Genomic DNA, 22,800 nt, shown 5'->3' on the forward strand with positions numbered 1-22,800 from the left:
TGCCATCTGCCCGCGGTGTGGGCCGCACGCCTCTCGATGGTCTGAAAAAGATGCTGGATAATAAAGCATGACCCGCTTGACGGCTAGCGCCGTCGGAGACCCTTGCAATGCCTGACCAAGATGTACGCTTGCAACACCTGAAAGTTTGGCTCGATGAGCAGTTGGCAATCCTGTTTGCAGATCAAGGCTGGGGCGCCGTGCCCCCGGCCACGTTGACCGCGGCCAGCAGCGACGCGAGTTTCCGCCGGTATTTCCGCTGGGAAGGCGCGGGCCGCAGTTTCGTCGTGATGGACGCGCCACCGCCCCAGGAAAACTGCAAACCGTTCGTGGATATCGCCTTTTTGCTGGCGAAATCCGGAATTAACGTGCCGAAAATTTATGCAGAAGACCTCGAACGCGGTTTTCTTTTGCTCAATGACCTGGGCAACAAGACCTATCTCGACGTAATCGACGGCGAAAATGCCGATGCTTTGTTCAGCGATGCCCTGCAGGCGCTGTTGGCTTTTCAGCAATTGCCGATGATCGCACCACTGCCGAGCTACGACGTCGCGCTGCTGCGCCGTGAGCTGGAATTGTTCCCCGAGTGGTACGTGAAACGCGAGCTCGGCATCGAGTTCGACGCAGCACAGCAGCAACAATGGCAGTCCGTCAGCGAGCTGCTGATCGACAGCGCCCTGGCCCAGCCGAAAGTCCTGGTGCACCGCGACTACATGCCGCGCAACCTGATGCTCAGCGAGCCGAATCCCGGTGTGCTGGACTTTCAGGATGCGGTGTATGGCCCGGTCACCTACGACGTCACCTGCCTGTTCAAGGACGCCTTCCTCAGCTGGCCTGAAGAGCGCGTGCGCGGCTGGCTGGAAAGTTACTGGCAGCAAGCCTCGGCGCTGGACATTCCGGTGCAGGCCGACTTCGAAGACTTCCTGCGTGCCAGCGACCTGATGGGCGTACAACGCCACCTGAAAGTCATCGGCATCTTCGCCCGCATCTGCCATCGCGATGGCAAGCCGCGCTACCTGGCCGACGTGCCGCGTTTCTTCGCCTATATAGAAGCGGTGATTGCGCGTCGTCCTGAACTGGCGGATCTGCAGGCATTGCTCGCCAGTCTGCGTGGTGGAGCGATCGCATGAAGGCGATGATTCTTGCGGCAGGCAAGGGCGAGCGCATGCGCCCGCTGACCCTGACCACACCCAAGCCGCTGGTGCGTGCCGGCGGCGTGCCGTTGATCGAATACCACCTGCGGGCGCTGGCGGCGGCCGGTTTCAGTGAAATCGTGATCAACCATGCCTGGCTCGGTCAGCAGATCGAGGATTACCTGGGCGACGGTTCGCAGTTTGGCGTGAGCATCCAGTACTCGCCGGAAGGCGAGCCGCTGGAAACCGGCGGCGGGATTTTCCGTGCTTTGCCGTTGCTCGGTGACGACGCCTTTTTGGTGGTCAACGGCGATATCTGGACCGACTACGACTTCAGCGTACTGCACCAACCGATCAACGGTCTGGCGCATCTGGTGCTGGCGGACAACCCGGCCCACCACCCGCAAGGTGATTTCATCTTGACCGACGGTCAGGTGATCGATGGCCAACCGGACGCGGCAACCCTGACCTACAGCGGCATCGCCGTCCTGCATCCGCAGTTGTTCGATGGCTGCACGCAAGGGGCCTTCAAGCTTGCACCGTTGCTGCGCAAAGCCATGGCAGACGGGCAGGTCAGCGGTGAACGTCTGAAAGGCCATTGGGTGGATGTCGGCACGCATGAGCGTCTGGCCGAAGCCGAAGCATTGATAGAAGCGAGTCGTTGATATGTTGTGGCCAGGGACTCTGATTGGAGCCGGAGCGGGTTTTGCGATCGCCAGCATTCCGGGGGCCATGCTTGGGGCATTGTTGGGGCAGGCGCTGGATCGGCGCCTGCACTTGCAGAGCTGGGGGCATCTGCGGGAAAAGCTCGGCGGACGGCCGATGTTGCGCAACGACGAATTGTTGTTCGTGTTGCTCGGGCGTCTGGCCAAGAGTGACGGACGGGTGACGGACGGCCATATCCAGCAGGCGCGCAATGAAATGAACGCGCTGGAAATGAGCGAGCCGGCGCGGCGGCGGGCGATTGCGGCGTTCAATCGTGGCAAGTCCGGTGGCGACCGCCTGCGCGGTTATCTGCGGCGCCTGAGTGCTCAGCCGCATGCCGCCGAAGGTGTGTTGCGCGCCTGCTGGCGGATGGTCTGGGCCGACGGTCGCGCGGGCGTCAGTGAGCGTGAATTGTTGGCGCAGTGGGGCAAGTGGCTGGGTTGGACAACCCACCAGATTCAGGCGCTGGCCAATGATTACGAGCCGAATAAACGGCCGATTGTCAGTGCGGCGGTGAGTTATCAGGAAGCGATGCGCCTGCTCGGCGTGTCGGCGACCAGCGAGCCGGCACAGATCAAGCGTGCCTATCGACGGCTGCTCAGTCGTCATCACCCGGACAAGATCGCCGGCAGCGGAGCGACGCCTGAGCAGGTGCGCGAGGCGACCGAGAAAACCCGTGAGCTGCACAACGCGTTTACCCTGATTCGGGCGCGGCGGGATTTTCGCTAGCGATCAAAAGAGCAAAAGATCGCAGCCTGCGGCAGCTCCTACAGGAAAGGCATTCCGAGGTAGGAGCTGCCGCAGGCTGCGATCTTTTGCTTTTGTTTCTATCAGTCAGTCTTCTGCGGGTTCAACCAGCCACGCACCCGCCGAAACAGCTGTTCCTGCTCAGCCTTTTTGTCCGGCAACGCCTTGAGCGCCACCTGGCTGAACGCCGAAGTCTTCAGGCGCTTGCTGGCCTGCATGCGCTCGAGCGCCGCGTTGCGATCCAGCGCCTTGTCCATGTAGAAAATATCCGCCGTCGGCAACTTCAGGGTCGGTGTCAGCTCGGCCAGTTGTGGCTTGGCCTTGCTCGGCGTTTGCGCATCGACCATCAGCAGTTTCTCAACCTGAGCAGTCTGCCGCTCGCTGAGGAAGCGTGCGGCCCAGTAGGCACCTGTGCCGTGACCGAGGACCACGACCCGGCGTGCGCTTTGTTGCTCGGCGTAGGCAATGGCCGCGTCGATCCGCGCAAAGATTCGCTCGGCATCCGCCTTGGATTGTTCTTCAGTCGTTTCGGCCACGACCTGATCCGCCACGTCCGCTTCGCCGCCCGCGGCCTGTTCGATCGGTTGCGCGGTGGTGGCATCCTTGCTGCCACTTTCCGCGGCTTTCGGCGCGGCGGCGGGCGCAATCACGCGTGGAGCGATGACATCGCTTTGCAGATCCGGCAGGGTGATACTCAGGCTGCTCCACTCGACGTCGGGCAATTTGTTGCGCAGCGGGCCGATTACTTGCGGCCAGTCAGCGGTTTCGCCGGCGCCAGGGACAATAATCACTGCACCTTTGGGTTCGGCAGTGTTGGCCGGTTTCCACAGGGCGAGGAAAGTGTCGGCGCCGGCCCGCAGTTGCTGCTGTTCTTGTGCCGGGACTTTGCGTTCGAGTGCTGCGGCTTCTTCCTGACTACGCTCAAGCAGTGGCTGGCGTTCGGCGGGTTTTTCGGCGGCCGGTTGCTCGACGGAGGAGGCGGGCGCCGGATCGGCGGCTTCGACGGAAAACGCACAAGGCAGGATCAGCGACAGGCACAATGCTGGCATTGCCAGGCGATAGACAGAGGGCATCGGTTATTCCAGGCCAGAAAAGTATCCCGGCAGCCTAATGGGTTGGTCAGAATTTGTCAGTGTACGAGACTTCAATGATGCGTTTTTGCTGCCTGTGGGTTATCGGCGGGTTGTGTTTTCCCTTGATGGGCTGGGCGGCGTCTGCGCCGGCGGCGCATGCAGCGCTGTTGACGCCCGCCGAGCAGCAATGGCTGGCGCAGCACCGTGAGTTGCGTGTGGGCCTGGTGCTGCAGGCGCCGTACGCGCAATACGACCGACGTCTGCAGCGCTTGTCCGGGGCCAATGTCGAATTGATGAAGTCACTGGCCAAGACCTTGAACGTCGAGTTGAGCTGGCGCAATTTTCAGGATCTGGCGCAACTGGAGGAGGCCGCCCGCGACGGCGAAATCGACATCGCCCCGGGCCTGACCCAGACCCCGGGTGCACTGCGTCTGTGGCAGTTTTCCGATCCCTACATGCGGGTGCCGCAACTGGTGGTCAGCGACCAGAAGAGCGGCGGCGTGGTCGAGCTGGAAAAACTCGACAGCCTGTCGCGCGTCGCCGTGCGCATGCCCAGCGTGACGGCAGACTATTTGCGCAGCACCTATCCCCATCTGAATCTGCAAGGCGTGCCGCTGGAGCGTCAGGCGCTACAACTGCTGTTGACCCAGCAGGCGTCCTACGCGGTGGTGGATGAAGCGCAACTCGGACGGTTGTCTGCCGAACCTGAGTTCGCCGGGTTGGTGGTGGTCGGCGATATCGGCTTGCCGCAGCTGTTGCGGATTGCCACACGGCGCGACTGGCCGGCGTTGGCCGGCATTGTTGAAAGTGCTCTGCGGGCGATTCCTGCGAAGGATCTGGAACGCCTGCACACGCAATGGCTGCAACCCAAATACCCGCGTCTGTCGGAGTCGCCGGGGTTCTGGCAGAACCTCAGTTTGCTGTTTGCGGTGTTGTTGCTCAGTTGTGTGGCCATTGTGGTCTGGCAACGACGCCAGCAACACAGTCTCGAACACCGCCTGCTGGCCGCCCGGGAAGACATCGCCCTGCGCGCGGCCAGCGAAGAAGCCTTACGCCTGACCCAGTTTTCCATCGATCAAAGTACTGTCGGCATTCTTTGGGTCAACTGGGACAGCCATGTGCGTTACGCCAACCGCGCGGCGGAAAGCATGCTCGGTTATCCACAGGGCGCGTTGATCGAACGGCCGCTGATCGATTTCGAACCCGGTCTGCACATGGACCGCTGGCTCAACCTGTGGAAACGCGCGCGGGCCAGTGAAGAAGGACCGCTGAGCTTTGAAACCAGCTGCGTGCGCGCCGATGGCAGCGTCCTGCCGGCGGACGTTTCGCTGAGTTTTCTGCGCTTTCGCGACAGCGAGTATCTGGTGGTTTATCTCACCGACGTCACCGAGCGTCGCCGCGCGCTGGCCGCGTTACAGGAAAGTGAAGCGCGCCTGCAAGGCATCGCCGCCAACGTACCGGGGCTGGTGTTTCGCCTGGAGCGGGCGCCAGTGACCGGGCAGATCGATTTCGCCTACATCAGCGAGGGCAGCGAGAGTCTGGTCGGCTACGCGCCGGCCGCCATCGCTCACCGCGACATGGGCTTGCGCAGCCTGGTGCACCCGGACGACAAGGCCAGTTACCACCAGACCCAGGATCAGGCACTGGACACCGACAGTGACTGGTCGTGGCAGGGCCGCATCCTCACCCGTCAGGGTGAACAGCGCTGGGCCGAGATCAAGGCCATCACCCGCCAGCTGGAGGATGGCGCCTATGTCTGGGATGGCATCGTCTGGGACATCAGCGAAAGCAAGCGCATCGAACTGGAACTGGCGGCGTCCCGCGAGCAGCTGCGCGAGCTGTCGGCGCACCTGGAAAGCGTGCGTGAAGAAGAGAAGGCACGCATCGCCCGCGAAGTGCACGATGAGCTGGGGCAGATGCTCACGGTGCTGAAACTGGAAACCTCGATGTGCGAATTGGCCTATGCACAACTCGATCCGGGCCTGCACGAACGGTTGAACAGCATGAAACGCCTGATCGCCCAGCTGTTCCAGCTGGTGCGCGATGTGGCGACGGCGCTGCGCCCGCCGATCCTCGATGCCGGGATCGCCTCGGCGATCGAGTGGCAGGCGCGGCGATTCGAGGCGCGCACGCAGATTCCATGTCTGGTGCAGGTGCCGGACAATCTGCCGGTGCTCAGCGACGCCAAGGCGATCGGGCTGTTCCGCATCCTGCAGGAGGCGCTGACCAATGTGATGCGCCACGCCCAAGCGCATACTGTGGAGCTGACGCTGGCGCTGAAAGGCGACGAGTTGTGTCTGACGGTCAGCGACGATGGCGCAGGCTTTGTCGCGACGGCGCAGCGGCCGACATCCTTTGGCCTGGTCGGCATGCGCGAGCGGGTGTTGATCATGGGCGGGCGGTTGGTGCTTGAGAGTGAGCCGGGCGAGGGCACCAGTCTGAAGGTGTGGGTGCCGGTGAGTGAGGTTTGAAGGTTTGTGGTGTTTGAGCTGACGCTATCGCGAGCAAGCTCGCTCCCACAGGGTTTGGTGTGTACCTGAAATCTGGAGAGAAAATTTGATCCGCGTACTGGTAGCCGAAGACCACACCATCGTCCGGGAAGGCATCAAGCAATTGATCGGCCTGGCCAAGGACCTGCAAGTGGTGGGGGAGGCGAGCAATGGCGAGCAGTTGCTCGAAACCCTGCGCAGTGTGCCGTGCGAGGTGGTGCTGCTGGACATCTCGATGCCTGGCGTCAACGGCCTGGAGGCGATCCCGCGGATTCGCGCGTTGAACAATCCACCGGCGATTCTGGTGCTGTCGATGCACGATGAAGCGCAAATGGCCGCCCGCGCGCTGAAGGTCGGCGCTGCTGGCTATGCGACCAAAGACAGTGATCCGGCGTTGCTGCTGACGGCGATTCGCAAGGTCGCGGCGGGTGGGCGCTACATTGACCCGGAGCTGGCCGACCGGATGGTCTTCGAGGTCGGCCTGACCGACACGCGACCGTTGCATTCGCTGCTGTCCGAGCGCGAATTCTCGGTGTTCGAACGCCTGGCCCAGGGCGCCAACGTCAATGACATCGCCCAGCAACTGGCGCTGAGCAGCAAGACCATCAGCACCCATAAGGCGCGGCTGATGCAGAAGCTCAACATCACCTCGCTGGCCGAACTGGTCAAATACGCGATGGAACACAAACTCCTTTAGCAACACTGTAGAAACTTGTGGGAGCTGGCTTGCCAGCGATGACGGACTGTCTGCTAATTCAATGCCGACTGACCCACCGCTATCGCTGGCAAGCCAGCTCCCACAGGTTCAGTGTCAGCATGCCCATTAGCGACAGCCTGTAAATCCGCTAAAGCCTTTACTTGCAGCTTGCAGCCCATCGCTTGCCGCTGCGCTTGCCAAAACGCGCCATCCTTGTAGGGCAATCCCTACCCCCAACCTTCCATCCGGCTGAGGCGATTCTCTCCTGCGCCCCGATTTGCGCGGCTGGCGCCAGCCACTAGGCTTAATCCACAGCAGTTACCAATAACAAAGGTGTGGGTATGAGCCAGGTCGATTCAAACGCAGGGGCCAGTGACGTGCTGGTCAGCTTTCGTGGAGTGCAGAAGAGCTACGACGGCGAGAACCTGATCGTCAAAGACCTCAACCTGGACATTCGCAAAGGCGAGTTCCTGACCCTGCTCGGGCCGTCCGGCTCGGGCAAGACCACCAGCCTGATGATGCTCGCCGGGTTCGAAACCCCGACCGCCGGCGAAATCCTCCTGGCCGGTCGTGCAATCAACAACGTGCCGCCGCACAAGCGCGACATCGGCATGGTGTTTCAGAACTACGCGCTGTTCCCGCACATGACCGTGGCCGAGAATCTGGCCTTCCCGCTGACCGTACGTGGCCTGAACAAGAGCGACGTCAGCGACAAGGTCAAGAAAGTCCTGAGCATGGTCCAGCTCGACGCGTTCGCTTCGCGTTATCCGGCGCAACTCTCCGGCGGTCAGCAGCAGCGTGTGGCGTTAGCGCGGGCGCTGGTGTTCGAACCGCAACTGGTGCTGATGGACGAACCGCTGGGCGCACTCGACAAGCAATTGCGCGAACACATGCAGATGGAGATCAAGCACCTGCACCAGCGCCTCGGCGTGACGGTGGTCTACGTGACCCACGACCAGGGTGAAGCGCTGACCATGTCCGACCGCGTCGCCGTGTTCCATCAGGGCGAAATCCAGCAGATCGCGCCGCCGCGCACCCTCTACGAAGAACCGAAAAACACCTTCGTCGCCAACTTCATCGGCGAGAACAACCGCCTCAACGGCCGCCTGCTCAGCCAGAGCGGCGAGCGTTGCGTGGTCGAGCTGGGTCGGGGTGAGAAGGTCGAGGCGCTGGCGGTCAACGTCGGCCAGACCGGCGAACCGGTGACCCTGTCGATCCGCCCGGAGCGCGTCAGCCTCAATGGTTCGAGCGACCAATGCGTCAACCGCTTCTCAGGGAGGGTGGCGGAATTCATCTATCTGGGCGACCACGTCCGGGTGCGCCTGGAAGTCTGCGGCAAGACCGACTTCTTCGTGAAACAGCCGATTGCCGAGCTCGATCCCGCGCTCGCGGTCGGGGACGTGGTACCGCTTGGCTGGCAGGTCGAGCACGTTCGCGCGCTCGACCCACTTCTAGAGGCGCACTAAAACGCCCCCGCAATACCAACACCAACCCTGCACGTGGAGAGAACAATAAATGTTGAGATCCCTGAAGTTCACCGCCCTGACCCTGGGCCTGATGGGTGCGGCCAGCGCGATGGCCGCCGGTCCCGATTTGACTGTGGTGTCGTTTGGCGGGGCGAACAAGGCGGCGCAAGTCAAAGCCTTCTACGCACCGTGGGAAGCAGCGGGCAACGGCAAGATCGTTGCCGGCGAGTACAACGGCGAAATGGCCAAGGTCAAAGCCATGGTCGATACCAAGAGTGTGTCGTGGGATCTGGTGGAAGTTGAATCGCCGGAGCTGTCCCGTGGTTGCGACGAAGACATGTTCGAACAACTCGACCCGGCGCTGTTCGGCAAAACCGAAGATTACGTCAAAGGCGCGATTCAGCCTTGCGGCGTGGGCTTCTTCGTCTGGTCGACCGTGCTCGCGTACAACGCTGACAAGCTGAAAACCGCGCCAACCAGCTGGGCCGATTTCTGGGACACCAAGAAATTCCCGGGCAAACGCGGCCTGCGCAAAGGCGCCAAGTACACTCTGGAATTCGCGCTGATGGCCGACGGTGTGGCGCCGAAAGACGTCTACAAAGAACTGGCGAGCAAGGGTGGTCAGGATCGTGCGTTCAAGAAACTGGATGAGCTGAAACCGAACATTCAGTGGTGGGAAGCCGGCGCCCAGCCACCGCAGTACCTCGCTTCCGGTGACGTGGTGATGAGCTCGGCCTACAACGGTCGCATCGCCGCCGTGCAGAAAGAATCCAACCTGAAAGTGGTGTGGAACGGCGGCATCTACGACTTCGACGCCTGGGCGATCCCGAAAGGTCTGGACAAGACCCGCGCCGATGCAGCGAAGAAATTCATCGCCTATTCGGTCCAGCCGCAACAGCAGAAGACCTACTCGGAAAACATCGCTTACGGCCCGGCCAACACTCAGGCAGTCCCACTGCTGAGCAAGGACGTGCTGAAAGACATGCCGACCACTCCGGAAAACATCGCCAACCAGGTGCAGATCGACGTCAGCTTCTGGGCTGACAACGGCGAGCAACTGGAGCAGCGCTTCAACTCCTGGGCTGCGAAGTAACCACAACCTGAAGGAAGACTTTGTGGCGAAGGAGCTTGTGTGGTGAGGGGATTCATCCCCGATGGGTTGCGAAGCAGCCCCCGAAGCCATACCCGCTCGGTGTGTCAGATAAACCGGATTCTCAGGTTTTACGACTGCTGCGCAGCCGATCGGGGATAAATCCCCTCGCCACAAAAACTCATCTGAGAGTTTTGGTGTTTCAACACAACAGAGGTGGTTCGCCACCTCTGTAACGATCAAAGATTTGCGGAGTACGTCATGGCCATCGCCGTTCCCCTGAACGAGGGCGCCAGCCCCACCTTGAAGCAGAAGCTCAAGCGCGCCGAGCGGGTCAACCGCTGGAAGGCCCAGGCGTTGATTGCGCCGCTGGTGCTGTTTCTGTTGCTGGTGTTCCTGGTGCCGATCGTGGCGCTGCTCTATAAAAGCGTCGGTAACCCGGAAGTGGTCGGCGGCATGCCGCGCACCGTGGCGGCCATCGCCAGTTGGGACGGCCGCGGCCTGCCTGCTGAGCCAGTCTACAAAGCGGCTGGCGAAGACCTCGCCGAAGCCCGCAAGAACCAGACGCTGGGCGATCTGTCCAAGCGCTTGAACATGGAGTTGGCCGGCTATCGCAGCCTGCTGACCAAAACCGCCCGGGCGCTGCCTTTCGCCAGCGAACCGGCCTCCTATAAAGAAGCCCTCGAAGCGCTCGACGAGCGCTGGGGCGATCCGGCCTATTGGCAAGCGGTCAAACGCAACACCAGCAGCATCACCCCGTATTACCTGCTGGCGGCGGTCGATCACCGTATCGATGATCTCGGCGAACTGGCCCCGGCCACCCCGGATCAGGCGATCTACCTCGACATCTTCGCCCGGACGTTCTGGATGGGCCTGATCATCACCGTGATCTGCCTGTTCCTCGCATATCCATTGGCTTACCTGCTGGCCAATTTGCCATCGCGGCAGAGCAACCTGCTGATGATTCTGGTGTTGCTGCCGTTCTGGACCTCGATTCTGGTGCGGGTTGCGGCGTGGATCGTGTTGCTGCAGTCGGGCGGGCTGATCAACAGCGCGCTGATGGCCATGGGCATCATCGATAAACCGCTGGAGCTGGTGTTCAACCGCACCGGGGTCTACATCTCGATGGTGCACATTCTGCTGCCGTTCATGATCCTGCCGATCTACAGCGTGATGAAAGGCATCTCGCCAACCTACATGCGTGCTGCGATTTCGCTGGGCTGCCATCCGTTCGCCAGTTTCTGGCGGGTGTATTTCCCGCAGACCTATGCCGGTGTCGGTGCCGGGTGTCTGTTGGTGTTCATCCTCGCCATCGGCTACTACATCACCCCGGCGCTGCTCGGCAGTCCGAACGATCAGATGGTCAGCTACTTCGTCGCGTTTTACACCAACACCAGCATCAACTGGGGCATGGCCACTGCGCTGGGCGGCTTGTTGCTGCTGGCGACCGTGGTGCTTTATCTGATCTACAGCTGGCTGGTGGGCGCCAGTCGCCTGCGCCTGAGCTAAGGGGAATTTGAAATGCTGAGTCCTTATATGTCGCCCATTGAACGGGTGTGGTTCTACAGCTTGCGGATCCTCTGCGGCCTGATCCTGCTGTTCCTGATTCTGCCGGTGCTGGTCATCGTGCCGCTGTCGTTCAACTCGGGCAGTTTCCTGGTGTATCCGCTGCAAGGTTTCTCGCTGCACTGGTATCAGGACTTCTTCGCCTCGGCGGAATGGATGCGTTCGTTGAAGAACAGCATCATCGTCGCTCCCGCCGCGACCGTGCTGGCGATGGTTTTCGGCACACTGGCCGCGATTGGCCTGACCCGCGGCGATTTCCCCGGCAAGGCGCTGGTGATGGCGCTGGTGATTTCGCCGATGGTGGTGCCGGTGGTGATCATTGGTGTGGCGAGTTACCTGTTCTTCGCGCCGCTGGGGCTGGGTAACAGCTTCTTCTCGCTGATCGTGGTGCACGCGGTGCTCGGCGTGCCGTTTGTGATCATCACCGTGTCGGCAACGTTGCAGGGTTTCAACCACAATCTGGTGCGGGCGGCGGCGAGCCTAGGGGCTTCGCCATTGACCACGTTCCGTCGGGTGACTCTGCCGTTAATTGCGCCGGGGGTGATTTCCGGGGCGCTGTTTGCCTTTGCCACTTCGTTCGATGAAGTGGTGGTGACGCTGTTCCTCGCCGGCCCCGAGCAAGCGACGCTGCCCCGGCAGATGTTCAGTGGGATTCGCGAGAACCTCAGCCCGACGATTGCGGCGGCGGCAACACTGCTGATCGCCTTCTCCGTCATCCTGTTGCTGACCCTTGAATGGTTGCGTGGCCGTAGCGAGAAACTGCGTACCGCCCAGGTCTGACGCTGATCCCCTGTAGGAGCTGCCGAAGGCTGCGATCTTTTGATCTGGCTTTTTAAGATCAAAATCAAAAGATTGCAGCCTTCGGCAGCTTCTACATAGGAATGTTCGTGCGTACAGAAAATCTATGTGTGGTTGTCATTCATGGGGTGAATGGCAGACAACCCGGTTTCCCCAGCTACGCTTGTGCTCAGCTCCCACATCTATAAGAGGCTGCGCACAATGAGTCTGTCCCAGTTCAAAATCGCTCACAAACTGATCACCGGCGCCGGGGCCATCGAGCAACTGGCGGCGGAACTCACGCGGCTGGATATCGACAACCCGCTGATTGTCACCGACGCCGCGCTGGTCAAGTCCGGCACTGTGGAGCTGGCGCTGTGCCAATTGGGCGGGCGCGAGTACGAGATTTTTGATCGGGTGCTGCCGGACCCGGAAATCGCCATCGTCGAAGATTGCATGCGCGTGTACCGCGAGGGCGGGCATGACGGTTTGATCGGCCTCGGTGGCGGCAGTGCAATCGACATCGCCAAAAGCGTGGCGGCGTATGCCGGATACCACGGCGCGCTGGAAGACCTGTTCGGTGTCGATCAGGTGCCGCGCAAAGGCCCGCCGCTGATCGCCATCCCGACCACCGCCGGCACCGGCTCGGAAGTGACCAACGTCGCCATTCTCTCGGACAAGGTCGCGCAACTGAAGAAAGGCATCGTCAGCGACTACCTGTTGCCGGATGTGGCGCTGGTCAGTCCGCAGATGACTTTGACCTGCCCGCGCAGCGTCACCGCCGCCAGTGGCGTCGATGCGCTGGTGCATGCGATCGAATCCTATCTGTCGGTCAATGCCTCGCCCATTACCGACTCATTGGCTATCGGCGCTATCAAGTTGATTGCCAAAGCCCTGCCCAAGGCCTATGCCAATGGCAGCAATCTGCAGGCCCGGGAAGACATGGCCACCGCCAGCCTGATGGCCGGCATGGCGTTCGGCAATGCCGGGGTCGGCGCGGTGCATGCGTTGGCGTATCCGCTGGGCGGGCGTTTCAACATCGCCCACGGCGTCAGTAACGCCTTGCTGCTGCCGTATGTCATGACCTGGAACAAGATGGCCTGCGTCGAGCGCATGCAGGATATCGCCGAAGCCATGGGGGTGAAGACCGCTCATTTGAGCGCGACCGAGGCGGCGGACAAAGCCGTGCAGGCGATGACCGAGTTGTGCGCGTCAGTGGAAATTCCTGCCGGGTTGCGCAGTTTTGGCGTCCCGCAAGAGGCGATCCCGGCCATGGCCGTGGAGGCCGCGGGAATCGAGCGTTTGATGCGCAACAACCCGCGCAGGCTCAGCGCTGCTGATATCGAGAAGATCTACCGAGCGGCGTACTGATCATCGCGGTCACGGTGCGCGCACGGAAACTTGAGGTATACAATGCGCGCCATCGTGATTTAGCTCAGAAAAGGTGCGTCATGCAGCCCTTCGTAATTGCTCCGTCGATTCTCTCCGCCGACTTCGCCCGCCTCGGCGAAGAAGTGGACAACGTTCTGGCCGCCGGTGCCGACTTCGTCCACTTCGATGTCATGGACAACCACTACGTGCCGAACCTGACCATCGGCCCGATGGTTTGCGCGGCATTGCGCAAGTACGGCATCACCGCGCCGATCGACGCGCACCTGATGGTCAGCCCGGTGGATCGCATCGTTGGCGACTTCATCGAGGCCGGGGCCACCTACATCACCTTCCACCCGGAAGCCACGCTGCACGTCGATCGTTCGCTGCAACTGATCCGTGAAGGCGGCTGCAAATCTGGCCTGGTGTTCAACCCGGCGACCCCGCTGGATGTGCTCAAGTACGTGATCGACAAGGTCGACATGGTGCTGCTGATGAGCGTCAACCCGGGCTTTGGCGGGCAGAAGTTCATCCCCGGCACCCTCGACAAACTGCGCGAAGCGCGGGCGATCATCGATGCCTCGGGGCGTGATATCCGTCTGGAAATCGATGGCGGCGTCAACGTCAACAACATCCGCGAAATCGCGGCCGCTGGCGCTGACACCTTTGTGGCCGGCTCGGCGATCTTCAATGCGCCGAACTATCAGGAAGTCATCGACAAGATGCGTTCCGAACTGGCGCTGGCCCGCCCATGAGCGGTTTTGAGCAGCTGTTCCCGGGGCAACTGCCACGGTTGGTGATGTTCGATCTGGATGGCACGCTGATCGACTCGGTTCCCGACCTGGCGGCGGCGGTGGACACCATGCTGCTCTCCCTCGGCCGCAAGCCTGCCGGTATCGAGGCGGTACGCGAGTGGGTCGGCAATGGCGCACCGGTGCTGGTGCGCCGGGCGCTGGCCGGTGGCATCGATCATTCGGCGGTGGATGACGTCGAGGCCGAGCACGCGCTGGAAGTCTTCATGGAAGCCTATGGCGCGAGCCACGAGTTGACCGTGGTCTATCCCGGCGTGCGCGACACCCTCAAGTGGCTGCACAAGCAGGGTGTGGCCATGGCGCTGATCACCAACAAGCCGGAGCGTTTTGTCGCGCCGCTGCTGGATCAGATGAAGATCGGCCGTTACTTCAAATGGATCATCGGCGGCGATACCTTGCCGCAGAAGAAGCCTGATCCGGCCGCGCTGTTCTTCGTGATGAAAATGGCCAACATCCCGGCCTCACAATCGCTGTTCGTCGGCGACTCGCGCAGCGATGTGCTGGCGGCGAAAGCGGCGGGGGTCAAGTGCGTGGCGCTGAGCTACGGCTACAACCACGGTCGACCGATTGCCGAGGAATCCCCGGCACTGGTAATCGACGATCTGCGCAAGCTAATTCCCGGTTGCCTCGGTACAGCCGCTGAGATAACGTTGCCCGACGCTTCTCAATCCCATTCTGGAAACGCCATCGTGGTGGTCACCCGCAAACTCTGGATGAAAGTCATCAAGGCCCTGGCTCGCTGGCGTTGGCGCGCCTGACTGGTTCCTGGCCGGCTTGCCGGCGCGTTTGCACACCTGACTGATTTGCCCCTCACACCACGAGGCACCCCATGATCCGCGAAGAATTCCTGCGCCTGGCCGCTGATGGCTACAACCGTATTCCGTTGGCCTGCGAAACCCTGGCCGACTTCGACACCCCGCTGTCGATCTACCTGAAACTGGCCGACCAGCCAAACTCCTACCTGCTCGAATCGGTGCAGGGTGGCGAAAAATGGGGCCGTTACTCGATCATCGGACTGCCGTGCCGCACCGTACTGCGGGTTCACGACCATCACGTGAGCATCACTGTCGATGGCGTCGAGACCGAAAGCCATGACGTCGAAGACCCGCTGGCCTTCGTCGAAACCTTCAAGGCCCGCTACAACGTGCCGACCATCGCCGGTCTGCCGCGTTTCAACGGTGGGCTGGTCGGATACTTCGGTTACGACTGTGTGCGCTACGTGGAAAAGCGACTAGGCAAATGCCCGAACCCGGATCCGCTGGGCGTGCCGGACATTCTGCTGATGGTGTCCGATGCGGTGGTGGTGTTCGACAACCTCGCCGGCAAGATGCACGCGATTGTCCTCGCCGATCCGGCGCAAGCCGATGCTTACGAGCAGGGGCAGGCGCAATTGCAGGCACTGCTGGAGAAACTGCGCCAGCCGATCACCCCGCGCCGTGGCCTGGACTTCAGCAAGCAACAAGCGGCGGATCCGCTGTTCCGCTCCAGTTTCACCCAGAGCGACTACGAAAAAGCCGTCGACACCATCAAGGAATACATCCTCGCAGGCGACTGCATGCAAGTGGTGCCGTCGCAGCGCATGTCGATCGACTTCAAGGCCGCGCCGATCGATCTGTACCGCGCCCTGCGTTGCTTCAACCCGACGCCGTATATGTACTTCTTCAACTTCGGCGACTTCCACGTCGTCGGCAGTTCGCCGGAAGTGCTGGTGCGGGTCGAAGACAACCTGATCACCGTGCGCCCGATTGCCGGCACCCGCCCGCGTGGCGCCACCGAAGAAGCGGATCTGGCGCTGGAAGAAGACCTGCTGTCGGATGACAAAGAGATCGCCGAGCATTTGATGCTGATTGACCTGGGTCGTAACGACACGGGCCGTGTTTCGGAAATCGGTTCGGTGAAGCTCACCGAGAAAATGGTCATCGAGCGTTATTCCAACGTCATGCACATCGTCTCCAACGTCACCGGCCAGTTGAAGGCCGGGCTGACCGCGATGGACGCGCTGCGGGCGATTCTGCCGGCGGGCACCTTGTCTGGCGCACCGAAGATCCGTGCGATGGAAATCATCGACGAACTGGAGCCGGTCAAGCGTGGCGTGTATGGCGGTGCGGTCGGTTACTTCGCCTGGAACGGCAACATGGACACCGCGATTGCGATTCGTACCGCGGTGATCAAGAACGGCGAACTGCACGTGCAGGCCGGTGGCGGCATCGTGGCCGACTCGGTGCCGGCGCTGGAATGGGAAGAAACCCTGAACAAGCGCCGCGCGATGTTCCGTGCCGTGGCCCTGGCCGAGCAGACTCCGGACGCCTGATCCACATTGTCTCCTGTGGGAGCGAGCCTGCTCGCGAAGTGGGCGTGCCAGTCGCTATAGATGTTGGCTGATGCCCCCCTTCGCGAGCAGGCTCGCTCCCACATGGGCTTTATGGTCAGGCATAAAAAACGCGACACCCGTAAGGGGGCCGCGTTTTTTGTACCTGCCAACCCCCTGTAGGAGCTGGCGCAGCCTGCGATCTTTTGCTTTTCCGCCTCAGAAGTCGAGACTGACCCCGACGTTCACCCCTTGCTGGGTAAAGTCATCATCCTTGCGCACGTTGTAGCTGGCGCGCAACGCCAAATCCTGCGTGAGCTTATGGCTCACGCCCAGGTTCAGGCGATTGAGGTTGGTCTGCGGCTCGTAGCCTTCGAGCGTGAAACGGTTGCCCGGCAAGCTGTTGAGGTTGATGGTCAGATCCTGGCGATCGTCGTTGTACTCACGTTCGTGAGCGAACTCGCCGAACACTTCAGTCTGCGCGGTGATCTGGTACTTGCCCTGGATACCCACGCCCAGACGCCGCGAGTTGCGCGACTGGTCGTCAAAAGTCAGCGCCGTGGAGTCAGCGCCTTTTTCCGAGTAGCCATCGACTTCGGTCTTGCCAAAGTCGGCGCTGACGAACGGCGACAGGTGCCACGGGCTGCTGGCCTGCTGCGCGATGTCGTAGCCGAGGCGGCCGCTGATCGCCAGCACGTAACCGTCGGTATCGCCTTTCTCTCCGCGCTCGTTGACCCCAAGCTGGAATTTACGTTTGAGGCTGTCGTAGTCGAGCTTGCCGGCGGTCATCGCCAGATCGCCCCACCAGCGGTTTTGTTGATACTGGGCGAACGCGGTGCCCATGTAGGAGTTGAGTTTGTATTCCGAATCGGCGTCGCCGGCCTCGAGTTTCTGGTTATAGAAACCGGCGGCCAATCCGACACGCCAGGCGTCGTTGACGCGATAGCTGCCGCCGATGTTCAGGTTGTAGCCGTTGCCGTCGGCACTGGCGGCGCTGTGCTGGCCGTCGAAGTCCTGATGCTGTCCGCCACCGGCGACAATCGCCCGCCATTGGCCCACGGCCTGCCAGTTTTCCCAGTCGGCCAGCCATTGGTTGCGCAGTTCATCCTGATGCGCGCGTAACGAACCTTGGGCCATTTCCGGCAGCAGGGTCAGTTCCCACGGGGCGGCCAGCAGCGAGTAGGCGTAGTCGGCAATCAGGCGCTGGCCAGCTTCGGTCGGGTGCACCGAGTCGTTGTAGATCAGCTTGGTCGGATCCGGTGTAGCGCTGTTGATGCCGTATCGGGCGTTCTCGGTGCAACTGTTGCCGCTGAAGCAGGTGGCCGTCAGGTTCTGGTCGGTCGCGAGGCCGAACTGCGCCGGGTTGGCGAACGCTTCTTTGAGCAGCACCGGAATGTTCAGTGGAATGATTTCGGCGTTGATGCCCTGCAACTGGCTGACCAGTTCGGTGTTGAATTGGGCGCTGAGCTGCGAGGTGAAGCTCTGCAGCGGCGAGCCGTTGATCGCCGGGGTCAGGCCGATGTCTGGCAACAGCCAGACCATGATGTATTTGGCGCCGGCACCTTGCAGCGTGCGCACGCTGTCGGCCAGTCGGTCAGCCGCCGAGCTGGCCTGATCGAGGCTGAGCACGCGGCCCTGAAGGAAGTCGTTGCCGCCCCCGGACAGGTAATACAGCGCGTTCGGATCAGCGCGGAAGCCATTCGACGGCAGATAACCGCTGCGCGTGCGTTCACCGGTGGCGGACTGGGTGGTGATCGAGTCGAGGATCTGGTCGGTACGGTAACCACCCACCGCCCAGTTGTTGCCATCGGCCAGACCTTCACCGGCGCGCACGGCCGAGGACGAGGAGGCGGTCTGATCGGGGCTGAAACCCAGTTTGCCACCGATGATCTGGGTGGCGTTGAGGTCGCGGTTTTCCCCGGTGCCATCCTTGTACAACGGGCCGGTGCGGTTGGTGTAGCGCTGCGTGGCGCCGGCCGGGCCGCCGCTGTCCTTGAAGGTCCCGGCATCGTTCAGGCTGTCGCCGAACACGATGAAGTTGGAATAGGGCGCGGGTGCTGCGTAGGCCTGGGCGCAAGCCATGGCGAGCAGGCAACCGGCGAGCGGTACAAACAACGTCTGTTTGATCATGAGCAAGTCCGTTTATTTATTGTTGTAGGTGAACGAAACGACAGTACCAAAAACTCCCGGCATTTTGCCATCGGTCGCGAAGCCTCCCATAGTTTTGTCCCCCGTCAGCCCCGCCATATTGCACGCTCTGCCCAGCTAAGTTACTGTGCCGGAACGTATGAACGAGACCTTCCCCGTGTTGATCGTCAGCAAACTTCTGGATCAAGTCATCAAGGCACACGCCCGTTGGCGTTGGCGCGCCTGAATCCTTTCTGCCGGCCCGGCCGGATCTGTATCGCTTTGCCTTCCTTACCCGTTTGAAATGCCGCTGTGCCGACGCGCTCTGTGCGTCCGACATCGTGCAGCGCCCTGCGGGCAAGTCATCTGAAGGCTGTCTTCAAGTCAGAATTCAAGAGGTTCGAAACGCCATGTTGCTGATGATCGACAACTACGACTCCTTTACTTACAACGTTGTGCAATACCTCGGCGAGCTGGGTGCCGAGGTCAAAGTGGTGCGCAACGACGAACTGACCGTCGCCGAAATCGAAGCGCTCAACCCCGAGCGCATCGTGGTCTCGCCAGGTCCGTGCACGCCGACCGAAGCCGGCATCTCCATCGAAGCCATCAAATACTTCGCCGGCAAACTGCCAATCCTCGGCGTCTGCCTCGGTCATCAATCGATTGGCCAGGCGTTCGGCGGCGATGTGGTGCGTGCCCGTCAGGTGATGCACGGTAAGACTAGCCCGGTATTCCATGAGGACAAGGGCGTTTTCGCCGGTCTGAATCATCCGCTCACGGTTACCCGCTACCACTCGCTGATCGTCAAGCACGATACTTTGCCCGAGTGCCTTGAGCTGACCGCGTGGACGCAGCACGATGATGGTTCAGTCGACGAAATCATGGGCCTGCGGCACAAGACCCTGAACATTGAGGGCGTACAGTTCCACCCCGAGTCGATCCTCACCGAGCAGGGTCATGAACTGTTTGCCAACTTCCTCAAACAAACCGGCGGCACGCGCTAAGGACTCCCATGAATATCAAGACAGCCCTGAGCCGTATCGTCGAACACCTCGACCTCAGCACCGAAGAAATGCGCGACGTGATGCGCGAAATCATGACCGGGCAATGCACCGACGCACAGATCGGCGCGTTCATGATGGCCATGCGCATGAAGAGCGAGAGCATCGACGAAATCGTCGGTGCCGTGTCGGTGATGCGTGAGCTGGCCGACCAGGTCGAACTCAAGACCCTCGACGGCGTGGTCGATGTAGTCGGCACCGGCGGTGACGGTGCGAACATCTTCAACGTGTCGACTGCTTCGGCGTTCGTTGTCGCGGCAGCCGGTTGCACCGTGGCCAAGCACGGCAACCGTGCGGTGTCGGGCAAGAGCGGCAGCGCCGACTTGCTGGAGGCCGCCGGTATCTACCTGAACCTGACCCCGGTGCAGGTTGCCCGTTGCATCGACAACGTCGGCATCGGTTTCATGTTTGCCCAGACTCACCACAAAGCCATGAAGTACGCCGCCGGCCCACGCCGTGATCTTGGCTTGCGTACGCTGTTCAACATGCTCGGCCCGCTTACGAATCCGGCCGGTGTGAAACATCAGGTGGTGGGCGTGTTTACGCCCGCGTTGTGCCGGCCATTGGCCGAAGTCTTGCAGCGCCTGGGCAGCAAACATGTGCTGGTAGTGCATTCGAAGGACGGTCTGGACGAGTTCAGTCTCGCCGCGCCGACCTTCGTCGCAGAGCTGAAGAACAACGAGATCACTGAATATTGGGTCGAGCCGGAAGATCTCGGCATGAAGAGCCAGAGCCTGCACGGTCTGTCGGTCGAAGGTCCGGAAGCATCGCTGGCGTTGATCCGTGATGCGTTGGGCAAACGCAAAACCGAAAGTGGCCAGAAAGCTGCTGAAATGATCGTGCTCAATGCCGGTGCGGCGCTGTATGCCGCCGACCTGGCGACCAGTCTCAAAGAAGGCGTGGCGCTCGCGCACGACGCCCTGCACACCGGTCTCGCTCGGGAAAAACTCGAGGAGTTGGGTGCCTTTACCGCGGTATTCAAAGTGGAGAATGAGGGATGAGTGTACCGACGGTTCTGGAAAACATTCTGGCGCGCAAAGTCCAGGAAGTCGCCGAGCGCAGCGCTCGCGTCAGCCTGAGCGAGCTGGAAAGTCTGGCCAAGGCGGCCGATGCACCCCGTGGTTTTGCCCAGGCATTGCTGGCGCAGGCCAAGAAGAAGCAACCGGCGGTGATCGCCGAAATCAAGAAGGCTTCGCCGAGCAAAGGCGTGATACGCGAGAACTTCGTGCCTGCCGATATCGCCAAGAGCTACGAGAAGGGCGGGGCGACCTGTCTTTCGGTGCTGACCGATATCGACTACTTCCAGGGCGCTGATATCTACCTGCAACAGGCCCGCGCCGCGTGCAAATTGCCGGTGATCCGCAAGGACTTCATGATCGATCCGTACCAGATCGTCGAAGCCCGTGCGCTGGGCGCCGACTGCGTGCTGTTGATCGTCTCCGCACTGGACGACGTAAAAATGGCCGAGCTGGCCTCGGTGGCCAAAGGTGTCGGTCTCGATGTGCTGGTGGAAGTGCACGACGGCGATGAGCTGGAGCGCGCACTGAAAACCCTCGACACACCACTGGTCGGGGTCAATAACCGCAACCTGCACACGTTCGACGTCAGCCTGGAAACCACCCTCGACCTGCTGCCGCGCATTCCGCGCGACCGACTGGTGATTACCGAGAGTGGCATCCTTAACCGTGCCGATGTCGAGCTGATGGAAATCAGCGATGTGTATGCCTTTCTGGTGGGCGAAGCGTTCATGCGCGCGGAAAGCCCGGGCACCGAACTGCAACGCCTGTTCTTCCCGGAACGCGGCGTACCGGTCAGTGGTTCGACCCTCGACTGACCGAGTCGACCTCATTCGCGAGCAGGCTCGCTCCCACATTGGAATGCATTTCCCCTGTGGGAGCGAGCCTGCTCGCGAAGAGGCCCTCAAAATCCCTAAAGATTCCAGATCTGCCGGAGCCCTCCATGTCGCTGCCCATCTTCCTGACCATCGAGGCCGGCCTGCAAGCCGAACAAGACTTGCTCGCTTCCGTCTGCGCCGGCGACGCCGAATTTGGTCTGCTGTTCTGGCAACCCAGTGATAACGCCCTGGTCATGCCGCGCCGCCTCAATCGTCTGCCCGGTTTTGATCACGCCTGCGAAGTCTCCGCTGCAGCCGGTTGGCCAGTATTGCTGCGGGAAACCGGCGGTGAACCCGTCCCGCAGTCCTCCTCAACGATCAACATCGCACTGGTCTACGCCCCGCCCCGCAGCGAGGGCGATCTGAATCGCATCGAAACTGGCTATCGGCGTCTGTGCGATCCAATCTGTGAGTTGCTGGATGAGTTGGGCGGCACATCGTCGTTGGGCGAAATCGACGGTGCGTTCTGTGACGGCCGCTTCAACGTCAATCTCGACGGCCGCAAGATGGTCGGCACTGCTCAGCGCTGGCGCCAGAGTCAGGGCGGTCAGCGTCCGGTGGGGTTGGTGCACGGGGCAATGTTGATCGATAACGAGCGCGAGTCGATGGTCGCGGCGGTCAATCGTTTCAATGAAGCTTGCGGTCTGGAGCAGCGAGTGCGGGCTGAAAGCCACATTGCCCTGCATGAGAAGTTCGTCGCGCCAAATGCTTTGGCGCGTCTGGATGAGTTGTTTCGACGGATGCTGGCGCAGGTCTACAGCGCCTGATTCGGCGCGCTTAGCGGGTGCCGAAGACCACCATGGTCTTGCCTTTCACATCGACCAGGTTGCGTTCTTCAAGATCCTTGAGCACGCGACCGACCATCTCCCGCGAACAACCGACAATCCGCCCGATTTCTTGACGGGTCACCTTGATCTGCATGCCGTCCGGGTGAGTCATTGCGTCAGGCTGTTTGCACAACTCCAGCAGGCAACGGGCAACACGACCGGTAACGTCGAAGAACGCCAGATCGCCGACCTTGCGCGTGGTATTGCGCAGACGTTGTGCGATTTGTCCGCTGAGGACGTAAAGAATGTCGGGATCCTGCTGTGACAGTTCGCGGAACTTCACATAACTGATTTCGGCGATTTCACATTCAACCTTGGCCCGCACCCAGGCGCTGCGTTGCTGTTCCTGGCCTGCCTGCTCAAACAAACCCAGCTCGCCAAAGAAATCCCCGGCGTTGAGGTAGGCGATGATCATTTCGCGGCCGTCGTCATCTTCGATCAGGATCGTGACCGAACCCTTGATGATGAAGTACAGCGTGTCCGAACGATCGCCGGCGCAGATGATGTTGCTTTTGGCCGCATGGCGACGGCGTTGGCAATGCATCAACAGTTTGTCGAGGTTTTTGATTTTGGGTGTGGGGGTAATAGCAACCATGGTTGTATCCCGAAAAGACTGCACGGTGATGTTTGATTTTTATATGAGGCGCTGAAGGCGGTCGC

General features: G+C 61.2%; 20 protein-coding genes. 17 read left to right on the plus strand and 3 right to left on the minus strand.

Features of this window, described 5'->3' with window-relative positions; all coding sequences use genetic code 11:
* The first annotated feature begins 107 nt into the window (after positions 1 to 107).
* Genes KVQ82_RS03690 through KVQ82_RS03700 form a run of 3 tightly spaced genes read left to right on the plus strand, consistent with a single transcriptional unit; the run spans position 108 to position 2,564 of the window.
* Positions 108 to 1,127: an aminoglycoside phosphotransferase family protein gene (locus tag KVQ82_RS03690; protein WP_145593494.1), complete on the plus strand. Its 1,020-nt coding sequence runs from the start codon at positions 108 to 110 to the stop codon at positions 1,125 to 1,127.
* A complete protein-coding gene (gene murU, locus KVQ82_RS03695) occupies positions 1,124 to 1,795 on the plus strand; it encodes an N-acetylmuramate alpha-1-phosphate uridylyltransferase MurU (RefSeq protein WP_198758993.1) in 672 nt (223 codons plus the stop codon). The genes KVQ82_RS03690 and murU overlap by 4 nt, the downstream gene beginning before the upstream one ends.
* 1 nt (position 1,796) lies before the next feature.
* On the plus strand, positions 1,797 to 2,564 hold the full coding sequence (locus KVQ82_RS03700; protein ID WP_041070087.1) for a TerB family tellurite resistance protein: 768 nt from the start codon (positions 1,797 to 1,799) through the stop codon (positions 2,562 to 2,564).
* Between the two features lie 101 nt (positions 2,565 to 2,665).
* Here the strand turns inward: KVQ82_RS03700 and KVQ82_RS03705 are convergent, their stop codons facing one another.
* The gene (locus tag KVQ82_RS03705) at positions 2,666 to 3,655 is read right to left on the minus strand and encodes an alpha/beta hydrolase family protein (protein WP_222018071.1); all 990 of its coding nucleotides are present in this window, start codon (positions 3,653 to 3,655) and stop codon (positions 2,666 to 2,668) included.
* Between the two features lie 74 nt (positions 3,656 to 3,729).
* On the opposite strand from KVQ82_RS03705, the gene KVQ82_RS03710 reads away from it, so the two are divergent.
* The 10 genes from KVQ82_RS03710 to trpE all read left to right on the plus strand — a co-directional run bounded on the left by KVQ82_RS03710 (position 3,730) and on the right by trpE (position 16,234).
* Positions 3,730 to 6,126: a transporter substrate-binding domain-containing protein gene (locus KVQ82_RS03710; protein ID WP_086793419.1), complete on the plus strand. Its 2,397-nt coding sequence runs from the start codon at positions 3,730 to 3,732 to the stop codon at positions 6,124 to 6,126.
* An 85-nt stretch (positions 6,127 to 6,211) separates the two neighbouring features.
* Positions 6,212 to 6,841: a response regulator transcription factor gene (locus tag KVQ82_RS03715; protein WP_003228820.1), complete on the plus strand. Its 630-nt coding sequence runs from the start codon at positions 6,212 to 6,214 to the stop codon at positions 6,839 to 6,841.
* A gap of 341 nt (positions 6,842 to 7,182) precedes the next feature.
* Positions 7,183 to 8,307, plus strand: a complete 1,125-nt coding sequence (locus KVQ82_RS03720; RefSeq protein WP_007966453.1) for an ABC transporter ATP-binding protein — start codon at positions 7,183 to 7,185, stop codon at positions 8,305 to 8,307.
* Between the two features lie 49 nt (positions 8,308 to 8,356).
* Positions 8,357 to 9,400, plus strand: a complete 1,044-nt coding sequence (locus KVQ82_RS03725) for an ABC transporter substrate-binding protein (RefSeq protein WP_041070096.1) — start codon at positions 8,357 to 8,359, stop codon at positions 9,398 to 9,400.
* 258 nt (positions 9,401 to 9,658) lie between these two features.
* The gene (locus KVQ82_RS03730; protein WP_098965898.1) at positions 9,659 to 10,906 is read left to right on the plus strand and encodes an ABC transporter permease; all 1,248 of its coding nucleotides are present in this window, start codon (positions 9,659 to 9,661) and stop codon (positions 10,904 to 10,906) included.
* A gap of 12 nt (positions 10,907 to 10,918) precedes the next feature.
* The gene (locus KVQ82_RS03735; RefSeq protein ID WP_041070101.1) at positions 10,919 to 11,743 is read left to right on the plus strand and encodes an ABC transporter permease; all 825 of its coding nucleotides are present in this window, start codon (positions 10,919 to 10,921) and stop codon (positions 11,741 to 11,743) included.
* 219 nt (positions 11,744 to 11,962) lie between these two features.
* Positions 11,963 to 13,111, plus strand: coding sequence for an iron-containing alcohol dehydrogenase (locus KVQ82_RS03740; protein ID WP_222018073.1), 1,149 nt, complete (start codon positions 11,963 to 11,965; stop codon positions 13,109 to 13,111).
* Between the two features lie 80 nt (positions 13,112 to 13,191).
* Positions 13,192 to 13,866: a ribulose-phosphate 3-epimerase gene (gene rpe / locus KVQ82_RS03745; RefSeq protein WP_003228808.1), complete on the plus strand. Its 675-nt coding sequence runs from the start codon at positions 13,192 to 13,194 to the stop codon at positions 13,864 to 13,866.
* Positions 13,863 to 14,681: a phosphoglycolate phosphatase gene (locus KVQ82_RS03750; protein ID WP_047296963.1), complete on the plus strand. Its 819-nt coding sequence runs from the start codon at positions 13,863 to 13,865 to the stop codon at positions 14,679 to 14,681. The genes rpe and KVQ82_RS03750 overlap by 4 nt, the downstream gene beginning before the upstream one ends.
* A 71-nt stretch (positions 14,682 to 14,752) precedes the next feature.
* Positions 14,753 to 16,234 carry an anthranilate synthase component I gene (gene trpE, locus KVQ82_RS03755; protein WP_047596415.1) on the plus strand — a complete coding sequence of 494 codons (1,482 nt, stop codon included), beginning with the start codon at positions 14,753 to 14,755 and terminating at the stop codon, positions 16,232 to 16,234.
* Between the two features lie 216 nt (positions 16,235 to 16,450).
* Here the strand turns inward: trpE and estP are convergent, their stop codons facing one another.
* Positions 16,451 to 18,361 carry an esterase EstP gene (estP, locus tag KVQ82_RS03760; protein ID WP_222018074.1) on the minus strand — a complete coding sequence of 637 codons (1,911 nt, stop codon included), beginning with the start codon at positions 18,359 to 18,361 and terminating at the stop codon, positions 16,451 to 16,453.
* A gap of 407 nt (positions 18,362 to 18,768) precedes the next feature.
* On the opposite strand from estP, the gene KVQ82_RS03765 reads away from it, so the two are divergent.
* The 4 genes from KVQ82_RS03765 to KVQ82_RS03780 all read left to right on the plus strand — a co-directional run bounded on the left by KVQ82_RS03765 (position 18,769) and on the right by KVQ82_RS03780 (position 22,080).
* Positions 18,769 to 19,362 carry an aminodeoxychorismate/anthranilate synthase component II gene (locus tag KVQ82_RS03765; RefSeq protein WP_041070117.1) on the plus strand — a complete coding sequence of 198 codons (594 nt, stop codon included), beginning with the start codon at positions 18,769 to 18,771 and terminating at the stop codon, positions 19,360 to 19,362.
* 8 nt (positions 19,363 to 19,370) lie between these two features.
* Positions 19,371 to 20,420, plus strand: a complete 1,050-nt coding sequence (gene trpD, locus KVQ82_RS03770; protein WP_047296957.1) for an anthranilate phosphoribosyltransferase — start codon at positions 19,371 to 19,373, stop codon at positions 20,418 to 20,420.
* Positions 20,417 to 21,253, plus strand: coding sequence for an indole-3-glycerol phosphate synthase TrpC (gene trpC, locus KVQ82_RS03775; protein WP_041070123.1), 837 nt, complete (start codon positions 20,417 to 20,419; stop codon positions 21,251 to 21,253). Before trpD ends, trpC begins: the two co-directional genes overlap by 4 nt.
* 125 nt (positions 21,254 to 21,378) lie before the next feature.
* A complete protein-coding gene (locus tag KVQ82_RS03780) occupies positions 21,379 to 22,080 on the plus strand; it encodes a lipoate--protein ligase family protein (protein ID WP_108183972.1) in 702 nt (233 codons plus the stop codon).
* A 10-nt stretch (positions 22,081 to 22,090) separates the two neighbouring features.
* On the opposite strand, the gene crp is transcribed toward KVQ82_RS03780, so the two are convergent.
* Positions 22,091 to 22,735, minus strand: a complete 645-nt coding sequence (crp, locus tag KVQ82_RS03785; protein ID WP_007966430.1) for a cAMP-activated global transcriptional regulator CRP — start codon at positions 22,733 to 22,735, stop codon at positions 22,091 to 22,093.
* Between the last annotated feature and the right edge of the window lie 65 nt (positions 22,736 to 22,800).

It is taken from the genome of Pseudomonas sp. AO-1, from assembly GCF_019775695.1.
GTDB lineage: Bacteria > Pseudomonadota > Gammaproteobacteria > Pseudomonadales > Pseudomonadaceae > Aquipseudomonas > Aquipseudomonas parakoreensis.

Coding starts and splice junctions, on each gene's coding strand:
- KVQ82_RS03690 (WP_145593494.1), top strand. CDS start 108: ATGCCTGACCAAGATGTACGCTTGCAACACCTGAAAGTTTGGCTCGAT.
- murU (WP_198758993.1), top strand. CDS start 1,124: ATGAAGGCGATGATTCTTGCGGCAGGCAAGGGCGAGCGCATGCGCCCG.
- KVQ82_RS03700 (WP_041070087.1), top strand. CDS start 1,797: ATGTTGTGGCCAGGGACTCTGATTGGAGCCGGAGCGGGTTTTGCGATC.
- KVQ82_RS03705 (WP_222018071.1), bottom strand. CDS start 3,655: ATGCCCTCTGTCTATCGCCTGGCAATGCCAGCATTGTGCCTGTCGCTG.
- KVQ82_RS03710 (WP_086793419.1), top strand. CDS start 3,730: ATGATGCGTTTTTGCTGCCTGTGGGTTATCGGCGGGTTGTGTTTTCCC.
- KVQ82_RS03720 (WP_007966453.1), top strand. CDS start 7,183: ATGAGCCAGGTCGATTCAAACGCAGGGGCCAGTGACGTGCTGGTCAGC.
- KVQ82_RS03725 (WP_041070096.1), top strand. CDS start 8,357: ATGTTGAGATCCCTGAAGTTCACCGCCCTGACCCTGGGCCTGATGGGT.
- KVQ82_RS03730 (WP_098965898.1), top strand. CDS start 9,659: ATGGCCATCGCCGTTCCCCTGAACGAGGGCGCCAGCCCCACCTTGAAG.
- KVQ82_RS03735 (WP_041070101.1), top strand. CDS start 10,919: ATGCTGAGTCCTTATATGTCGCCCATTGAACGGGTGTGGTTCTACAGC.
- KVQ82_RS03740 (WP_222018073.1), top strand. CDS start 11,963: ATGAGTCTGTCCCAGTTCAAAATCGCTCACAAACTGATCACCGGCGCC.
- rpe (WP_003228808.1), top strand. CDS start 13,192: ATGCAGCCCTTCGTAATTGCTCCGTCGATTCTCTCCGCCGACTTCGCC.
- KVQ82_RS03750 (WP_047296963.1), top strand. CDS start 13,863: ATGAGCGGTTTTGAGCAGCTGTTCCCGGGGCAACTGCCACGGTTGGTG.
- trpE (WP_047596415.1), top strand. CDS start 14,753: ATGATCCGCGAAGAATTCCTGCGCCTGGCCGCTGATGGCTACAACCGT.
- estP (WP_222018074.1), bottom strand. CDS start 18,361: ATGATCAAACAGACGTTGTTTGTACCGCTCGCCGGTTGCCTGCTCGCC.
- KVQ82_RS03765 (WP_041070117.1), top strand. CDS start 18,769: ATGTTGCTGATGATCGACAACTACGACTCCTTTACTTACAACGTTGTG.
- trpD (WP_047296957.1), top strand. CDS start 19,371: ATGAATATCAAGACAGCCCTGAGCCGTATCGTCGAACACCTCGACCTC.
- trpC (WP_041070123.1), top strand. CDS start 20,417: ATGAGTGTACCGACGGTTCTGGAAAACATTCTGGCGCGCAAAGTCCAG.
- KVQ82_RS03780 (WP_108183972.1), top strand. CDS start 21,379: ATGTCGCTGCCCATCTTCCTGACCATCGAGGCCGGCCTGCAAGCCGAA.
- crp (WP_007966430.1), bottom strand. CDS start 22,735: ATGGTTGCTATTACCCCCACACCCAAAATCAAAAACCTCGACAAACTG.